General features: G+C 52.7%; 15 protein-coding genes, 1 other RNA gene and 4 pseudogenes. 14 read left to right on the top strand and 6 right to left on the bottom strand.

Features of this window, described 5'->3' with window-relative positions; all coding sequences use genetic code 11:
• Positions 1-22 precede the first annotated feature (22 nt).
• A complete protein-coding gene (locus B4967_RS20015) occupies positions 23-265 on the top strand; it encodes an EAL domain-containing protein (protein WP_279384638.1) in 243 nt (80 codons plus the stop codon).
• A 20-nt stretch (positions 266-285) separates the two neighbouring features.
• On the opposite strand, the gene B4967_RS02695 is transcribed toward B4967_RS20015, so the two are convergent.
• A complete protein-coding gene (locus B4967_RS02695) occupies positions 286-912 on the bottom strand; it encodes a putative metalloprotease CJM1_0395 family protein (protein ID WP_083023389.1) in 627 nt (208 codons plus the stop codon).
• 72 nt (positions 913-984) lie between these two features.
• Here B4967_RS02695 and B4967_RS02690 point away from each other — a divergent pair, with 72 nt between their 5' ends.
• The 5 genes and pseudogenes from B4967_RS02690 to B4967_RS02665 all read left to right on the top strand — a co-directional run bounded on the left by B4967_RS02690 (position 985) and on the right by B4967_RS02665 (position 5,818).
• Positions 985-1,212: a DUF2835 family protein gene (locus tag B4967_RS02690; protein WP_083023387.1), complete on the top strand. Its 228-nt coding sequence runs from the start codon at positions 985-987 to the stop codon at positions 1,210-1,212.
• A gap of 8 nt (positions 1,213-1,220) precedes the next feature.
• Positions 1,221-1,604, top strand: a complete 384-nt coding sequence (locus B4967_RS02685) for a hypothetical protein (protein WP_083023384.1) — start codon at positions 1,221-1,223, stop codon at positions 1,602-1,604.
• 116 nt (positions 1,605-1,720) lie between these two features.
• Positions 1,721-2,299, top strand: a complete 579-nt coding sequence (locus B4967_RS02680; protein WP_083023382.1) for a putative antibiotic biosynthesis monooxygenase — start codon at positions 1,721-1,723, stop codon at positions 2,297-2,299.
• Between the two features lie 238 nt (positions 2,300-2,537).
• Positions 2,538-3,210, top strand: a pseudogene (locus B4967_RS02675) (glutathione S-transferase).
• An 83-nt stretch (positions 3,211-3,293) separates the two neighbouring features.
• A pseudogene (locus B4967_RS02665) lies at positions 3,294-5,818 on the top strand (EAL domain-containing protein).
• A 64-nt stretch (positions 5,819-5,882) separates the two neighbouring features.
• On the opposite strand, the pseudogene nhaD reads toward B4967_RS02665, so the two are convergent.
• Positions 5,883-7,360: pseudogene (nhaD, locus tag B4967_RS02660) on the bottom strand (sodium:proton antiporter NhaD).
• 398 nt (positions 7,361-7,758) lie between these two features.
• On the opposite strand from nhaD, the gene B4967_RS18645 reads away from it, so the two are divergent.
• From B4967_RS18645 to B4967_RS02645, 4 genes are all read left to right on the top strand, one after another.
• Entirely contained in the window at positions 7,759-8,139 is a 381-nt protein-coding gene (locus B4967_RS18645; RefSeq protein ID WP_243470286.1) for a TAXI family TRAP transporter solute-binding subunit, read from the top strand.
• The gene (locus B4967_RS02655) at positions 8,043-8,741 is read left to right on the top strand and encodes a TAXI family TRAP transporter solute-binding subunit (RefSeq protein ID WP_340638676.1); all 699 of its coding nucleotides are present in this window, start codon (positions 8,043-8,045) and stop codon (positions 8,739-8,741) included. Before B4967_RS18645 ends, B4967_RS02655 begins: the two co-directional genes overlap by 97 nt.
• 189 nt (positions 8,742-8,930) lie before the next feature.
• On the top strand, positions 8,931-9,206 hold the full coding sequence (locus B4967_RS02650) for a CHASE3 domain-containing protein (RefSeq protein WP_161491465.1): 276 nt from the start codon (positions 8,931-8,933) through the stop codon (positions 9,204-9,206).
• Entirely contained in the window at positions 9,199-10,683 is a 1,485-nt protein-coding gene (locus B4967_RS02645) for a diguanylate cyclase (protein ID WP_161491464.1), read from the top strand. Before B4967_RS02650 ends, B4967_RS02645 begins: the two co-directional genes overlap by 8 nt.
• Here the strand turns inward: B4967_RS02645 and B4967_RS02640 are convergent.
• Positions 10,680-11,634: pseudogene (locus tag B4967_RS02640) on the bottom strand (calcium/sodium antiporter). The gene B4967_RS02645 and the pseudogene B4967_RS02640 overlap by 4 nt on opposite strands.
• Positions 11,635-11,813: 179 nt before the next feature.
• On the opposite strand from B4967_RS02640, the gene B4967_RS18640 reads away from it, so the two are divergent.
• Entirely contained in the window at positions 11,814-12,173 is a 360-nt protein-coding gene (locus tag B4967_RS18640; RefSeq protein WP_243470285.1) for an SOS response-associated peptidase family protein, read from the top strand.
• Positions 12,121-12,471, top strand: a complete 351-nt coding sequence (locus tag B4967_RS18635) for an SOS response-associated peptidase family protein (RefSeq protein WP_243470284.1) — start codon at positions 12,121-12,123, stop codon at positions 12,469-12,471. Before B4967_RS18640 ends, B4967_RS18635 begins: the two co-directional genes overlap by 53 nt.
• A 65-nt stretch (positions 12,472-12,536) precedes the next feature.
• On the opposite strand, the gene ssrA is transcribed toward B4967_RS18635, so the two are convergent.
• Positions 12,537-12,916: a transfer-messenger RNA gene (gene ssrA / locus B4967_RS02630) on the bottom strand.
• Between the two features lie 44 nt (positions 12,917-12,960).
• The gene (gene smpB, locus B4967_RS02625; RefSeq protein ID WP_062360527.1) at positions 12,961-13,452 is read right to left on the bottom strand and encodes an SsrA-binding protein SmpB; all 492 of its coding nucleotides are present in this window, start codon (positions 13,450-13,452) and stop codon (positions 12,961-12,963) included.
• Between the two features lie 127 nt (positions 13,453-13,579).
• Here smpB and B4967_RS02620 point away from each other — a divergent pair, with 127 nt between their 5' ends.
• Both B4967_RS02620 and B4967_RS02615 read left to right on the top strand, forming a co-directional pair.
• Positions 13,580-14,014: a type II toxin-antitoxin system RatA family toxin gene (locus B4967_RS02620; protein WP_083023377.1), complete on the top strand. Its 435-nt coding sequence runs from the start codon at positions 13,580-13,582 to the stop codon at positions 14,012-14,014.
• Positions 14,004-14,315: an RnfH family protein gene (locus B4967_RS02615; RefSeq protein ID WP_083023376.1), complete on the top strand. Its 312-nt coding sequence runs from the start codon at positions 14,004-14,006 to the stop codon at positions 14,313-14,315. Before B4967_RS02620 ends, B4967_RS02615 begins: the two co-directional genes overlap by 11 nt.
• Positions 14,316-14,323: 8 nt before the next feature.
• Here the strand turns inward: B4967_RS02615 and B4967_RS02610 are convergent, their stop codons facing one another.
• Positions 14,324-14,788: an outer membrane protein assembly factor BamE gene (locus B4967_RS02610; protein WP_083023374.1), complete on the bottom strand. Its 465-nt coding sequence runs from the start codon at positions 14,786-14,788 to the stop codon at positions 14,324-14,326.
• Between the last annotated feature and the right edge of the window lie 5 nt (positions 14,789-14,793).

Raw genomic sequence — 14,793 nt, 5'->3', positions numbered from 1 at the left:
TGATCAAAGCTTTGTGCGCGATATGCTGAGCGACCAGGATGACATGGCAATTGTCGAAAGCGTTATTTATATGGCGAATCGATTTAAACGCCCAATGCTGGCCGAAGGCGTAGAGACGCTTGAGCATGCCAAGGCGCTAATGGCACTGGGATGTAAGTTAGTCCAAGGGTATGGTATTGCTCGGCCAATGCCACCCGAAGCCGTATCAGAGTGGCTAACACATTGGACCCAGCGTCATGAGTGGCGAGCGTTAGCCACGCTATAGTTGCTCAAATGATTTAGCGTTTAAGCCGCCTGCTCGGGCGGCTCGTCATTGGCAGGCTCACTATCATGCTCGCCACGCGCTTGGTTCATCTCGCTCTGTTTTTGTGCGGCCTCTAGCTTTGCTTCGAGTAAGTACTGCCATGCTTGAGCGGCAACTTGCAGATCCTTTGGCGATGGATCAGCTGGTGCCATGGCGGCTCCAATCACTGTCTGCATCTTTTCGACTGTAGCTTGTGGATCGCCAGGAACCGGACCGTAATCAATCGGCACCTCACCGGCTACTGCATAGCGTTTGCCGTCTGGACCGACCTCATAATCGTAAGAAGCACCGCCTGTGTAGGGCCCGCCTGCTGTTTGATGAGCCATTTCATGCTGGCGCACTTCTCGATCTGTCTGCTTTAACTGCTCAAGTTGCTGAATCTCTTCCGGGGCTAACGGAGTGCCATCAGGGCGAGTAGGGCCCGCCGTCTTTTCGCTACTCTCTGTACGCTCGTCTGTCTCTTTGCTTGGCTCAGCGTTGGAAAGCGGGCCGTCGGCCTTTGAGCGTTGACTGCCAGCCTCGTTCCGCTCTACCCGCGGAGTAGGCAGGTTGGAAGCCGACCAAGTCGCAGTGGAGCCGGAAAACGCATTTAAAGCAGAAATATCCATAAGCGATTACCGATGGTTAGGCCATCTCAGTTAGCATAGAGTATCTGCGAGCCAGCCGAATTGCGCAACGTTATGCTCTCAATAGACGTCATTATTCATCTAAGAGTCAACGAATGCATTGCCCACTATGAAGGGCAGTACGACAATGTGCGTACACGAAGTGTAGATGGTCGCTGGGTTGTTTTCCCTGCTCAAGCGCTTAGACGCGTGGTGGGGGAGGAGGGGGTTCATGGTATTTTTCGGTTAACGTTTACCGAGCAAGGCCGTTTTCACGATATTGTTCCACTTAATCGCCGCTGAGCCTGCTTATGCCCCAATATAATGCAAAAATGACGCTGAATGAGCTTGTTTACTCCGTCATACCTAATTTAAACACCGCCGAGCGTTTAGTGTGCAACACCTTAGATAGCTTGATTGAGTCAGCAGAAAACCCTCTTGATGTCTTTAAGCGCACCGAACAGCGCCAAGCATTTAATTTAGAACTACACCGAATCCGCATGAATATTAAGCATTTGCTGGATCGCTATCGCGCCGATGTTGATGAAATAATGCGAAAAAATGGCGGTGTGGATGGCCCGGTGATTGAGCCAGATGCGTTAGAGGCCGATGCCATTCAAAGTGCCATTTATATTTATCAGCATGTTCGAGCGTTTCAGCGTGGCGAGCAGCGTCATCCAATCCCGCGCCGGTGATGCATGCATGGCATTAATATTGTCTGTATAATGTGGCACGTGCTTCAGGACTACCCGCCTGAATGCTTGCAGCTCGCCTACCCGGCAGCAGCTGCTTACACATTAGGAGATTACCCATGTCTGCCTCACCTGTCACATTGATGGTGGCTCGTCGCGTCGCGAATAGTCGCTACCAAGATTTTAACCGTTGGCTAAATGCAGGTCGTGAACTCGCGGCTGACTTTCCTGGCTACTTGGGGTCCGGTGTATTGGCGCCCCCTAAAGAAGATGATGAGTATCAGATCATTTTTCGCTTTGACAGCCAGGAAACCCTTTCTGCTTGGGAGCATTGGGCCTCTCGCCATGCTTGGCTTGAGCGGGGTAAAGGCCTTTACGATGCGCCCCATGAGCACCGGGCAACAGGCTTGGATGCGTGGTTTAAGGTAAGCCCTGGAGCTACCCCGCCACGCTGGCAGCAAGCCGTACCCGTCTGGCTGGCGTTTTTCCCCATTTCACTACTGTTTCAGTGGACGTTTGGCAGTGTGTTAGCCGAGTGGCCGCTCATTCCGCGGGTGCTGGTGAGTACCATGATGCTGACTCCCGTCATGGTGTTTGTGTTTATCCCGCTTTCAACACGTTTACTAGCGCCGTGGTTACAAGGAAAGTGGTCGCCCATGGATCTTTTTGCCCGCTTTCGACAGCAGCATAGAACGTGAGTGTTTGTATTGTTCAGCCTCCTTATAAGTTATTAATCCCTTTCTAAAACAGCAGCTTAAGCGCATATCATGAGAAGTAATGACGATGTCATGATATGTGCTTGCCGTAATATAAGCAGGTCGTCGCTTTCTCCATGAGGTTCAACGCTGCAATAGTGCTAAGCTGGAAAAGCTTGCAGTCAATGGATAACTGACACTGGCCTAGTGCTGGTGTACCAAGTCGCCTCATGGAGTAGTTATGATTCGCGTCCACCATCTAGAAAAATCTCGCTCTCATCGTATTTTATGGCTTTGAGAAGCGCTGAACGTTGATTATGAAATTGAGGTTTATCAGCGGGACCCTAAAACCCAGCAAGCGCCAGACGCGTTAAAAAAGGTGCATCCGCTTGGTAAGTCACCAGTTATTACAGATGGTGATCTAACGGTGGCAGAGTCCGGGGCAATTATTGATTATTTAGTGAATCGCTACGGTGAAGGACGGCTACAGCCTGCTACCGATGCGGGTAAAGAGTGGGTGAACTACCGTTACTGGCTGCATTATGCGGAAGGCTCATTAATGCCACTGTTAGTGATGGGACTCGTCTTTAGCCAAATTCCTAAGCAGTCACCGTGGCTAATTAAGCCAATTGCCAAAGGCATTAGTTCAACGGTACAGCAACGTTTTATTCAGCCTCAACTGAAACAGCATCTTAGCCTCATTGAAACGCATCTATCTGAACACGGTTAACTTTGCAGGTGATTGGCCTAGCGGTGCGGGTATCCAAATGAGCTTTCCCCTGCAGGCGGTGGCGGCCACTCGGTCGTTAGCGGCTTACCCTGCTATTGCTGCCTTTATTGAACGTATAGAAAGTGATCCTGATTGGCAGCGCGTTGTGGAGCGTGCTGGCCCGCTAACCATGCCAGGTGAGTAAACGCTGCTATGGTGCTCAAGGGAATGTTTGCGCCAAACCGGGCGCTAGGTAATCTCCCTATCGGGTGTGTAAAACGCTACGGAGTGTTAATTGCGTTGTTTACGCTAGGTAGTTGGAGTAGTGCAGCGCTGGCTAACGAGACGCTGCGGGTTGGAGTCTATCATAATCCTCCTAAACTATTTGCTGATGAGCAAGGGCAGTTAAGGGGGGTGTTGGGAGAGCTTTTGGCAGCGATAGCCCATCAAGAACAGTGGCAGCTTGAAAGCCGTGCCTGTGACTTTCAGCAGTGTTTAACGTTATTAGAGCAGGGCGACATTGACCTGTTACCCGACGTGGCTTGGAGCGAAGAGCGGGCCCAGCGCTTTGCTTTCCATAGTGAACCGGTCATGCATAGCTGGTCACAGCTTTATCAGTCTAGCGATAGCCGAGTAGAGGCTATTCTTGACCTTGAGCAGCGTCGTGTTGCGATCGTCGATGGTTCTATTCAGCAAAGCTATTTAGCAGCGGTTATTGAGCGTTTTGCTATTGATGTGACATGGCTGAAGGTCGACAGCTTTGCGGCTGGTTTCCAGGCAGTAGCGAGTGGCGATGCGGATTTAGTGGCATCAAATCACCTCTTTGGCGACTGGCGGGCGCATGATTACGGCCTGCATGAAACGCCCATTATATTCCAACCCACTCGGCTGTTTTATGCGGCTTCCCCGACGCTTTCTGCTGATGTACTTGAGCGTATTGATGTGGTTCTGCTTGGGTGGAAGGACGATATGAATTCGGTCTATTACGAGACGCTCCGTGCATGGCGCTCAAATATTTCGTCCGATTCACTGGCCCCGGCATGGCTATGGTGGGGCATAGCGCTGTTGTTACTGGTGCTGGCTTCTGCACTAGGCGGTAATGTGTTGCTTAAGCGGCGGATGACCATCAGTCGAGCGAGATTAACCACGAATGAAACGCTGCTAACTACTATTTTGGACAGTGTTGACGCCTATATTTATATCAAAACACCCTCGCTAAAATACCGCTACGTCAATCGCCAAATCAGTAACCTATTTAATTACCCAGCTGAGCAAATTATCGGCAAGGGTGATTATGAGTTCTTTGACACTGCTAGTGCGGCAGAAATGGCCGAAGTTGATCGTCAAGTGCTGGCCTCAGGTAAAAAAATCACCGTCGAAGAGCACAACGTGTTGCAGGGAAATGAGCGAGTTCGCACGTTTCTATCGATTAAAATGCCACTGGAAGTGGCTCCAGGGGAGGCGCCTTGCCTCTGCGGAATTTCCACCGAGCTAACGGAATACCTGGAGATGCAGTCGCGGACTCACCATCTGGTGTTCTACGATGCGCTGACAGGGCTGCCCAATCGCCGCCTATTACTGGAGTCGCTTGCCGAGGTGACTGATCCCGCCGGAGGGCCATGCGGATATAGCGCAATTTTGATTGCGGACCTGGATAACTTCCGCTTGGTGAATGATATTCAGGGCCATGAAAGTGGTGATCAACTGCTAATTAACGTAGCGCAGAAGCTGCAGCAACGGCTTACCGACGATGCTACGCTGGCGCGTTTTAGTAGCGATGAGTTTGTGGTACTGCTGAATGGCCTGGGTGAGCAGCAGAGTGAAGCAGCAGCCAATACTGAGAAGCTAGCGCGACAACTGCTGGAAACGGTTGCCCAGCTGCGCAATGATCGCGCGCTGCCCATTAGCGCCAGTATCGGTATCACGCTATTTAACAGTGCAGACCATGGCGTGAACAGTGTGCTGCAGCAGGCAGATATGGCGCTACAGCAAGCAAAAGCGTCTGGTGGCAATACGCTGTGCTTTTTTAATGTGGAGATGCAAACCAGCGTGTTAGAAAGAGCTAGCCTAGAGGGCGATTTGCACCAGGCACTGGCTCGTAATGAGCTTGCGTTGCACTATCAGGTTCAGGTCGACCATCAGGGCGTTACTACTGGTGTAGAGGCGTTGCTGCGCTGGTATCACCCTCAGCGGGGCTGGGTTTCTCCGGCAACGTTTATCCCCCTGGCCGAAGAGAACGGGCTGATTGTACCTATCGGCCACTGGGTGTTGCAGTGTGCCTGCGAGCAGCTGGCTAAATGGGCCAACCAACCTTCATATGCGGCGCTGACGATCTCCGTGAACGTTAGTTCGGTGCAGTTTCAGCAGCCGGAATTTGTCCGCGACGTGGAAGGGCTATTGGCCCAAACGCAAGCGCCACCCGGCCGCTTGGTATTGGAAGTAACCGAAAGCCTGCTTATGCGTGAACCAACCCGGGTGCGTAATACCATGCTGAAGCTGCGGCTGAGGGGGTCCGCTTTGCGCTCGATGATTTTGGCACTGGCTACTCATCGCTTAGCTACTTCAAACGCCTGCCGCTGGATGAGCTGAAAATAGACCAATCCTTTATCCGCGAACTGCTTACTGATAAAACCGACGCAGCGATTGTTGATACTACGATTCTACTTGCGGTCAGCTTGGGGTTGAACGTGGTGGCGGAAGGCGTTGAGAAAAAAGAGCAGCTCGACTGGTTGAAAGGCCACGGCTGCTACCGCTATCAGGGCTATCTATTTGGGCGGCCCACGCCCATTGAATATCTTTTCGAAGCGTATTAAAGCGTATTAAAAAGCCCGCCCAGTGCACGAGCGCTGGGCGGGCTAGCGTGTTTACCTACTAAGGCTAGCCAAACAGTGCGAAGCTTTCGGCATTGAGCCACATATGAACCAGGATACTGGCGATATACCCCAGCAAAATCACGGGCGACTAGCGCAAGGCCCCCATAAAGGTATAAGAGCCGCGCGCTTGACCCATCACTGCCACACCAGCGGCTGAGCCAATCGCCAGCAGGCTCCCACCTACGCCCGCCGTCAACGTGATTAGCAGCCAGTGCCCATGAGACATTTCAGGTTCCATGGTAAGTACGGCGAACATGACCGGGATGTTATCAACCACTGCAGACACTAACCCTAGCGCAATATTCGCCCACGTAGCGTTCCAGCCGGTGTAGAGTGCTTCTGAAAGCAGCCCCAGGTAACCCATACAGCCAAGGCCTCCGACACACATCACTACCCCGTAGAAAAACAGCAATGTGTCCCACTCTGCCCGAGCAACGCGGTTGAAGACATCAAACGGCACGACGCCCCCTAGCTGCTCCAGCTTTTTGTTGTCACCCAGGCGGCTATAGCGTTCCCGCTTGCGTTCCAGTGAACGGGGCAGGCTCTGGCGTAGGTAGGAGCCAAAAAACTGTAGGTAGCCTAGGCCGGTCATCATGCCCAGCACGGGCGGAAGGTGAAGCAGTGTATGACACAGCACCGCTGTACCAATGGTCAGCAAGAAGAGCGCAATAATGCGTCGCGCTCCGCGCTTGAGCTGTACATCCTCATATACGCTGCTGGGCTTTTGATCTTTAATAAACAGGCCCATTACCATCGCTGGGATCAGGAAATTAACCAACGACGGAATAAACAGGATAAAGAACTCCTGGAATTCAATCAGACCGGCCTGCCATACCATCAGCGTTGTAATATCGCCAAACGGACTAAAAGCACCGCCTGCGTTTGCTGCGACCACAATATTGATACAAGCAAGGTTAATAAAGCGTTGTCGCCTTCGGCTACTTTAGTGATGACGGCACACATTAGCAGCGCAGTGGTTAAGTTGTCGGCAATCGGAGAAAGAATAAAGGCAAGGCCGCCCGTTAGCCAAAAAAGCGTACGATAGTTAAAGCCTTTGCGCAGCATCCAAGAGCGCAGCGCATCAAATACTCGGCGCTCCTCCATGGCGTTGATATACGTCATGGCGACCAGCAGGAACAACATTAGCTCGGTAAACTCCAGAAGCGTCACGAGAAACGCGTACTCGGACGTGTCTGACATGCCGTTCTGGACGTATACCCAGCCAATGAGTCCCCAAATAATACCGGCGGCCACCAGCACAGGCTTGGATTTGCGCATGTGGATTTTCTCCTCGGCCATGACCAAGGCATAGGCCAGGACAAAGATTGCCACCGCGAAGAACACTACCGCAGAGGTGGTTAAATCAATCTCACCTGTGACCGCGAAAGCGGATGGGCTAATAAAAAATAATAAGGCCGCTAACAAAAAAGGCCAGCAACGAGTCACTCTAAGCTGGCCTGGGTCATGATGTAACGTCATCATAGTGAGTTTATCCTTATAATGGTTAAAAGAAGGGGGAATAAGCGACGCTAGTTTAGCAAGCGATATTGCGCTGCAATACGGAATAAAACCGAATGAAATCCTGTGATAAATAAGTTATTGCGTCTTTTTTTTGGAAATTATCCGTTTCGCTAATAGTAAATTTCGCCAGATAATGTAATGAATTTAGGCTGGATAATTAGTTAGACGATAGTCGGCTATAAGTAACCCTACCATTACCAGTCAATGTGCTAGACACGGCTTATCAGCACAATGAAAGCCACTTCCAGCCGTCTCAGCACACGTGAGAAATCAAGACGAAGCCCGGTAGGGGGGATCAACGCACAGGCGGGGTGCGGCTATGCTAACGTATGTGGCCCTTGATCCCCGAAGGTATTTTCATGCGCGTTCACCCTCATTCCTTGTGGCGCATTGTTATCCTGTCATTGGCCACGTTTGTACTGGCTACTAAAGCGATGTCTACTCAGGCACAGACACGCATCATTGATAAATCAGCGCTCGCGGGTACGGCTTACCACCAAATGGGCGCTGAGTTGGCACAAGCGATTCGCCAAGACAGTAGTGGCACCGTATTGCTGAGTAATGAAGAGAGCCAAGGCTCCGTGCAAAATGTCATGGAAGTGGCCGCTCGCGAAGGCCTTTATATGTTTACTTCTCCCCAGCGCTGGTTGCTCAAGCCCTGTCAGGCGAGGAACCGTTTAGCGGTGGAGATCACCGGCACTTTCACACTATTCGAGGTCTCTTCCCCGTCCCATCGCTGACGATGCACTTTGTTATGGCAGGAGACGACGGCACAACGACCATTGATTCCTTGGAAGAGAAGCACATTTTGATTGGGCGAGGCACATTTAGCGCAGGTGAAGCGGCGCGCTACTTTGAACTCTTTGACTTAAAAGACACAGTTCGGCTTGCTGATGCTTCCATCACCAACGGGGCTGAAGCACTACGCAATGGTCAAATTGACGCCTATGTGACCGCTAGCTCTTTCCCTACGCCCAATGTAATGGAAACCGCCTCCTTAGTGCCGATTACCTTGGTGAGCTTTACGGATGAGCAAATTGCTCTTACCGGCGCAGTACGCCAGATCATTCCGGGGGGCACCTACCCCGGCATTGCTGATAGCGTCACCACCACGTCACTTCCAGTGATGGCCTATGCCACTGAAAAAATGGATGACGAGACCGCCTATCTGCTGACTAAAGGTTTCTGGGAGCAGAAGGCTAACCTTGCTGAGCAGTCCGCTTGGTGGGAGGGCGTATCACCAGATGATTTAGCCCATTTGAGCACACCCCTTCACCCTGGAGCTCTGCGTTACTACGACGAAACAGGCATTGAGTTGCCTGAGGGTATACGCCAGGAATGATCGGCATAGCTATTTATCAACTAAGAAGGAAGTGCCTCATACTGTTACATACAAGCGTGTTAGTCTCAGCAAAATTGATGGCGGTTGACTTGCTCTGCTTCGCTAAGGATTAACGCGTATGCGTCGTACGTTTGTTGTAAAGATGTTTGTGGGGGCTGCGATTCCTCTCTTATGACCCTAGCCGGCGGCGTGGCACTCTATCTGGCGCTACAGAGTAGTCTCAGTGCCTCTTCGCAAATGCTGCAGCAACAAGCCATTATTGCCTCTGCTAACAGCTTAAAATTGCGCTTTGTAGATGCAGAAACAGGTCAGCGTGGTTATGCATTAACCGGTAGGGAGGAGTTTCTCTTACCGTATGAACAGGCTAGCGCCTCTTTCAGCTTAATGTTTGACCGTTTGGTACAAATGGTTGAAGACCAGCCAGAGCAGCTTTCGCGCCTCAACAATGCAGGGAAATTTGTTTGAGCGCTGGCAGCGCGAGGCAGCCACGATCTCTATTGAACGCCGTCGAAACGGCATCAGCACGCCTGATGTCGAGAATTTAGAGCGTGGCAAACAGCTGGTAGACAGTTTCCGTTTGTTAATGAATGAGTTGACCGAAGCGGCCAATTTGCAGCTCCAGAGCAAACAGCAGGAAAGCGTGATAATTGGTCATCGAGCAAATTTGATTGCCATTGTAGGTTTTGGTAGCGCCGTGCTGGCCGCGTTGGTGATGTGGTTGCTGTTAGCTAACCGCACCTCGCTATCCGTCAATGGCATTACTCAGGCAGCTAAACGTATGGCCGGGGGTGATTGGCGTAGGCGAGCCCCTGAAATTGGCCAAGACGAGTTAGCAGAAATGGACCGGGCGTTTAATCAAATGGCCGACCGGTTGGAGAGGATGGTTAGTGAAGAGCAGAAGGCTCGCCACTCTCTTGCCCAGCGAGTCGATGATATGGTGGCGAGCCGCACAAAAGAGATGCTGGCTATGAATCATCTGGTAGAGATGCTGCAATCCTGCCACCGTCGCGATGAGGCGATTCTGGTATTAGAGTCGATTCTACCCAGCCTATTTATTACCATGTCAGGTGCATTATTTTTAAACGAAGAAAAAGGCGAACACTATCCGTTAGTGGTGAGTTGGGGTCAGCCTGACACCATAGAAGGTAAGCGTTTGGCTGAAGGGGATTGCTGGGCGCTGCGGCGCGGCAAACCTTATGAGATAAGCGGCCAGATAAATCACGAAATTATTTGTGCCCACATTGATAACGTAGGGGGGTGCCATTACTGCACGCCGCTTTCGGCCCATGGCAGCATGTTAGGGGTACTACATGTTGGCCTCAGGGAGGGCCGCCAAAAGGAGTGGGAAAACCGCAAACAGCTCGCCCAAGCGGTGGCCGAGCAAGTATCGTTAAGTTTGGCGAATATTCAATTGCGCGAGCGGTTGCAGCAGCAATCAGTACGCGACCCGCTAACCGGTCTCTATAACCGCCGCTACCTTGAAGAAAGTATCCAGCGCGAGCTGGGCCGTGCAAAACGCGAGCAGACGCCGTTAGCGGTTATTATTCTCGATCTTGATCACTTTAAATGTATCAACGACAAACATGGCCACTCGGCGGGTGACGAAGTGCTGGTGGCAGTCAGCGAGCTATTAAAGCGTGCGCTGCGAGGTGAGGACTTAATATGTCGGTATGGAGGTGAAGAGTTCACGCTGATTTTGCCTGGCGCCACACTCGACATCGCCTTACTCAGAGCTGAGCATTTGCGTAGTAGCATTGAGCAATTGCGTATTGAGGTAGCTGATGACCAGCAGCTTAACGTCACAAGCTCGATGGGTATCGCCGCCTACCCTAATCACGGCGACGATACTCAATTACTGCTTAGCCTAGCTGATGATGCCCTCTACAAGGCTAAGAGTGCCGTTCGTAATCAGGTTCACATCGCGGCCGAGCAGTTTGCTTAAAAAATAGTAAAGCTCAGCGCTATATAAGCCGCGTAGCCACCAAGCAGCGCGGCACCTTCCCAGCGTGATAGTTGCATACCGGTGTAGAGAAACAGCAGCAGAATGCTTGCTTGAACCCAGCATGATCCACTGATCAAATTGGCTTACCCGCGCTGCAATCGGTAACGGCTGAAGGAAGGCGGAAATACCTAAAATCCCCAGCACGTTAAAAATATTGCTCCCCAGGATATTACCCACGGCCACATCGGCGTGGCGGCGCAGCGCCGCAATAAGAAACGGCCATTTCAGGCAGCGATGTCCCCACGGCCACAATGGTGAGCCCAATAACCGCCTCTGAAATACCGATCGACTGGGCTAAGCCAATCGCACCGTACAGTAGCAACTGCGAGCCGCCGATCAGCATGATAAGGCCAAGCACTAGGGCGACAATAATCATCGCCGTAGAGCTAGGAATAGCAGAAAGCTCCTCGGCTTCAGCGCTGTGCATTTCCGCTTCTGGCAGTGACTGGTTGCGCTCAGTCCAATAGGCCCACATAAGATAAGCGGTGAGCATTGCGAGTAATAGCGCTGCTTCCCAGCGGCCTAGGGCACCGCTCCAGGCTAAAACGATAAACAGCAGGCTGGCGGCGCCACAACGACCCCGTCCCGTCGCAAGGCTAACGGATGAACATTCATTGGGCAGATCACCGCGCACAGCCCCAGGATCAGCAAAATATTGCCGATATTGCTGCCCACGATATTGCCCACGGCAATATCAGGCTGCTCTCTAATTGCCGCGTCCACCGACACCACCAGTTCAGGGGCAGACGTACCAAACCCGACCACCACTAGGCCGGTAAGCAGCGGTGAAACTCCCATGCGCTTTGCACCCGCCACGGCGCCGCGAATTAACGACTCACCCCCAAGAAATAACAGCACAATACCGGCCAGCAAGCTCAACCCATACAGCATGTGTCATATCCTTATTGATCCACTCAGCCATTTGCCAAGCGTAAGCCTCTAACATTAGCTGGCTTCATGAGAGCTGCAAAGCCCCCCAAGAAGGCCTTTATGCACGTAGTAGTGCAAAAAGCGCTGAACTGGCGCACAAGGGCGGCTGCGAAGTAGTAATTATTGGCTATGCTTCCCTTATGTGTGGACGATTCGCATTATTCACCCCGTTAGATCGGCTGGCCAGAAAGGTTGGTGCTTCTGTGCCGGAACAAAAGGTGGTATTTCGCTACAACGTGGCTCCCGGCACGTGGATTACAGCCGTGCGTCAGGCTTCAGAGAACGAACCGCCGGTGATTGACCAAATGTGGTGGGGGTATCGCCCGAGGTGGGCCAAAAGCACGGGGAATCAGCCGATCAATGCGCGTGTAGAAACCGTGGCCACTAATGCTTATTTTAAGTCAGCTTTCGCTAGGCATCGGTGTTTGATACCCGCAGATGGCTGGTATGAATGGATTAAAAGACACCAAGCCCAAACAGCCACATTACCTCTGCCGTAAAGACCGAAAACCACTGTTCTTCGCCGGCATTTTTGCGGAGCGTGAGGATGGCAGCCTAGGCTGTGCAATCATCACTGAACCAGCCCGAGGCAGCGCTACAGACGTACATGAGCGCATGCCGCTGATCCTCGACGATGCTAGCCTTGAACACTGGTTAGCGCCTGATCTTACAGACCGGGAGACCATTCGCAGCATGGTCCACCATTTAGATGCGGATCTGATTGAGCACTGGCCTGTAAGCACCTTGGTCAACAAGCCCGTGGAAGGGCAAGGCGAAGAACTCATAAACCCTGCCTAAACAGGCCGTTTTCGGACGGCAGGCACAAAAAAAGCACCCGTAGGTGCTTGATTTGTAGGGGTGTCTGGTGGAGGCGGCGGGAATTGAACCCGCGTCCGCCAGCACGCGCCCATTGGCTCTACATGCTTAGATGCCGTCATTTGCTTTAGCGCGACTGACTCCGACGGTCAGGATTCAGCCACGCGAGCCTTCTAAAGTTTAACGGTTGACGAGAAGACACCGCCAACCGCGGTCCTATCAGCTTTAGCTCATATCCCCGCAGTGATGAATAGGCACATCACCTTGGGGCCAGACAAGAAGCTAGCAGGGTTTAAGCTGCCAGCGCGCCTTGAGCGTAGTTTTCGTCGTTTGCGACTATTTTTCGTGATGTGGTATTTACGAGATACATCACGCTCTCGGCATGCACCGCAGGGTTTGTCACCGGCGTCGAAACCATGTCGCCCCCTTAGTCAGAGCCGCATTCTAACGTGCTCATCGCTAATTGACCAGTTATGCCTTGTTATGTTCCCGCATAATTCGACCTTTTTGGCGATTCCAGTCGCGGTCCTTCTCAGTGGCCCGCTTATCATGGATTTTCTTACCGGTCACCAGCGCCAGCTCGCACTTCACCTTGTTGCGCTTCCAGTAGAGCTTGAGCGGTACACAAGTGTGGCCCTTGTCCTGGGTGACCGAAAAGATTTTGGCGATCTCTTTACGGTGAAGCAGCAGTTTACGAGTTCGCGTGGGGTCAGCAATTTCATGGGTGCTGGCCGTGTTCAGCGGCATAATATGGCTGCCCAGCAGGAACGCTTCGCCGTTGCGAATTAAAATGTAGGTGTCGGTGAGCTGCGCTTTACCAGCACGCAGGCTTTTCACTTCCCAGCCAGCCAGCGCTAAACCCGCTTCGAAGGTTTCGTCGATATGGTACTCAAACCGTGCCTTCTTGTTCTGGGCAATGACACTGCTGCCGGGGCCCTTACTGTTACCTTTCTTAGTGGCCATGGAACCTCATCGTTGATCTGTCAGTAGCATCCCCCTTCGTTATGTGGGGAGGCGTGATACCATTCAAGGTCTGAAAAAATGTTTCCCATGATACGCTTTGGGCACTGTGAAGTCAGCGGAGAGGTCAATGCCAACCGTTAATCGTACCGCCTTGGTGCGGCACACCCCCCAACAAATGTTCGATTTGGTCAATGACTTCGAACGCTACCCCGAGTTCCTACCGGGGTGCCGACGTGCGCGTTTGCTTGAGCACGACGCCGACCATCTCATTGGTGAGATGACCTTAGGGCGCGCCGGGGTGGAGCAAACCATCACCACTCGTAACGACCTGTTTGCCCCCGAACGCATCGAGCTGTCGCTGGTAAAAGGGCCGTTTAAGCAGTTGAAAGGGCGATGGCTGTTTACGCCCATGGGCGAAGATGCCTGCAAGGTGAGCTTGGAAATGGAGTTTGTGTTTGCCAACCGGCTACTCAGCATGGCGTTTGGAAAGCTGTTCCAGCAAATTGCTGGACAGCTGGTAGATGCTTTTACCAAGCGCGCTGACGAGATGTATGGCCGATAACCTGCTGAAGGTAGAGGTCGCCTTTGCTCTACCGCACAAGCAGCGCATCGTCGCACTCGCGGTAACGGAAGGCACTACCGCACGGCAAGCGGTCGAGATGGCCGATTTGCCCAGCCTGTTCCAAGAAGTGCCCAGCGACATTTTTGCACAGGCGCCGCTGGGTATTTTTGGCAAGGCCATTCGCCACCCTGAAAAAGAGCCGCTGCGCGAGGGCGACCGTGTGGAGGTGTATCGCCCGCTGCAGATCGACCCGAAGGCGGCCCGCCTAGAGCGGGCCAAGCGTCAGGCCAACGAGCAGTAGCTCCGCGCTTACTCGCCAGTGATGATCGGCTGCGGCTCGGGGGCGGTTTCCGGCGTGGGCGTTCGCTGGCTGGGCAGTGCATCTAGCGGGTCGGCACCTTCAACGGCTGGCCCCATACCGCGGTCTGTGCTCACCGGCAGGTCGCGGGATAGGTCTCCCTCCTGCTCAATGTTGACCAGTCGGCTCGCGTCATCAAACGTGAGCGTGACGCGGCGCTGCTCAACACCTTCATAGGCTTTATCGATGCGGTAGACGTAGTCCCATTCGCGGGAGTCGAAGGGCGCTTCCGGCAGTGGGCGGCCCATTACGTAGGCTACCTGCTCTTGAGTCATGCCCGGCTGGAGCTGGCTGACCATCTCCTGGGTGATCAGGTTGCCCTGGGGGATGTCGCGCTTATAAACGCCGACATAGCTACAGCCACTGACAACGGTCAGGGCGACGGAAAGGGTAATGATACGAGTCAATTTTTGCATTTGAG

Origin of the sequence: Vreelandella lionensis (assembly GCF_002087295.1) — a bacterium.
GTDB classification, from domain to species: Bacteria; Pseudomonadota; Gammaproteobacteria; order Pseudomonadales; family Halomonadaceae; genus Vreelandella; species Vreelandella lionensis.
This window is presented reverse-complemented; position numbering and strand designations above follow the sequence as displayed.

Excerpts from the sequence above, each read along its gene's own strand:
- B4967_RS18635 (WP_243470284.1), top strand. The coding sequence starts at position 12,121 with ATGAATGGATTAAAAGACACCAAGCCCAAACAGCCACATTACCTCTGC.
- B4967_RS02610 (WP_083023374.1), bottom strand. The coding sequence starts at position 14,788 with ATGCAAAAATTGACTCGTATCATTACCCTTTCCGTCGCCCTGACCGTT.
- B4967_RS18645 (WP_243470286.1), top strand. The coding sequence starts at position 7,759 with ATGCGCGTTCACCCTCATTCCTTGTGGCGCATTGTTATCCTGTCATTG.
- B4967_RS02685 (WP_083023384.1), top strand. The coding sequence starts at position 1,221 with ATGCCCCAATATAATGCAAAAATGACGCTGAATGAGCTTGTTTACTCC.
- B4967_RS20015 (WP_279384638.1), top strand. The coding sequence starts at position 23 with ATGCTGAGCGACCAGGATGACATGGCAATTGTCGAAAGCGTTATTTAT.
- B4967_RS02620 (WP_083023377.1), top strand. The coding sequence starts at position 13,580 with ATGCCAACCGTTAATCGTACCGCCTTGGTGCGGCACACCCCCCAACAA.
- B4967_RS18640 (WP_243470285.1), top strand. The coding sequence starts at position 11,814 with ATGTGTGGACGATTCGCATTATTCACCCCGTTAGATCGGCTGGCCAGA.
- B4967_RS02690 (WP_083023387.1), top strand. The coding sequence starts at position 985 with ATGCTCTCAATAGACGTCATTATTCATCTAAGAGTCAACGAATGCATT.
- B4967_RS02615 (WP_083023376.1), top strand. The coding sequence starts at position 14,004 with ATGGCCGATAACCTGCTGAAGGTAGAGGTCGCCTTTGCTCTACCGCAC.
- B4967_RS02695 (WP_083023389.1), bottom strand. The coding sequence starts at position 912 with ATGGATATTTCTGCTTTAAATGCGTTTTCCGGCTCCACTGCGACTTGG.
- smpB (WP_062360527.1), bottom strand. The coding sequence starts at position 13,452 with ATGGCCACTAAGAAAGGTAACAGTAAGGGCCCCGGCAGCAGTGTCATT.
- B4967_RS02680 (WP_083023382.1), top strand. The coding sequence starts at position 1,721 with ATGTCTGCCTCACCTGTCACATTGATGGTGGCTCGTCGCGTCGCGAAT.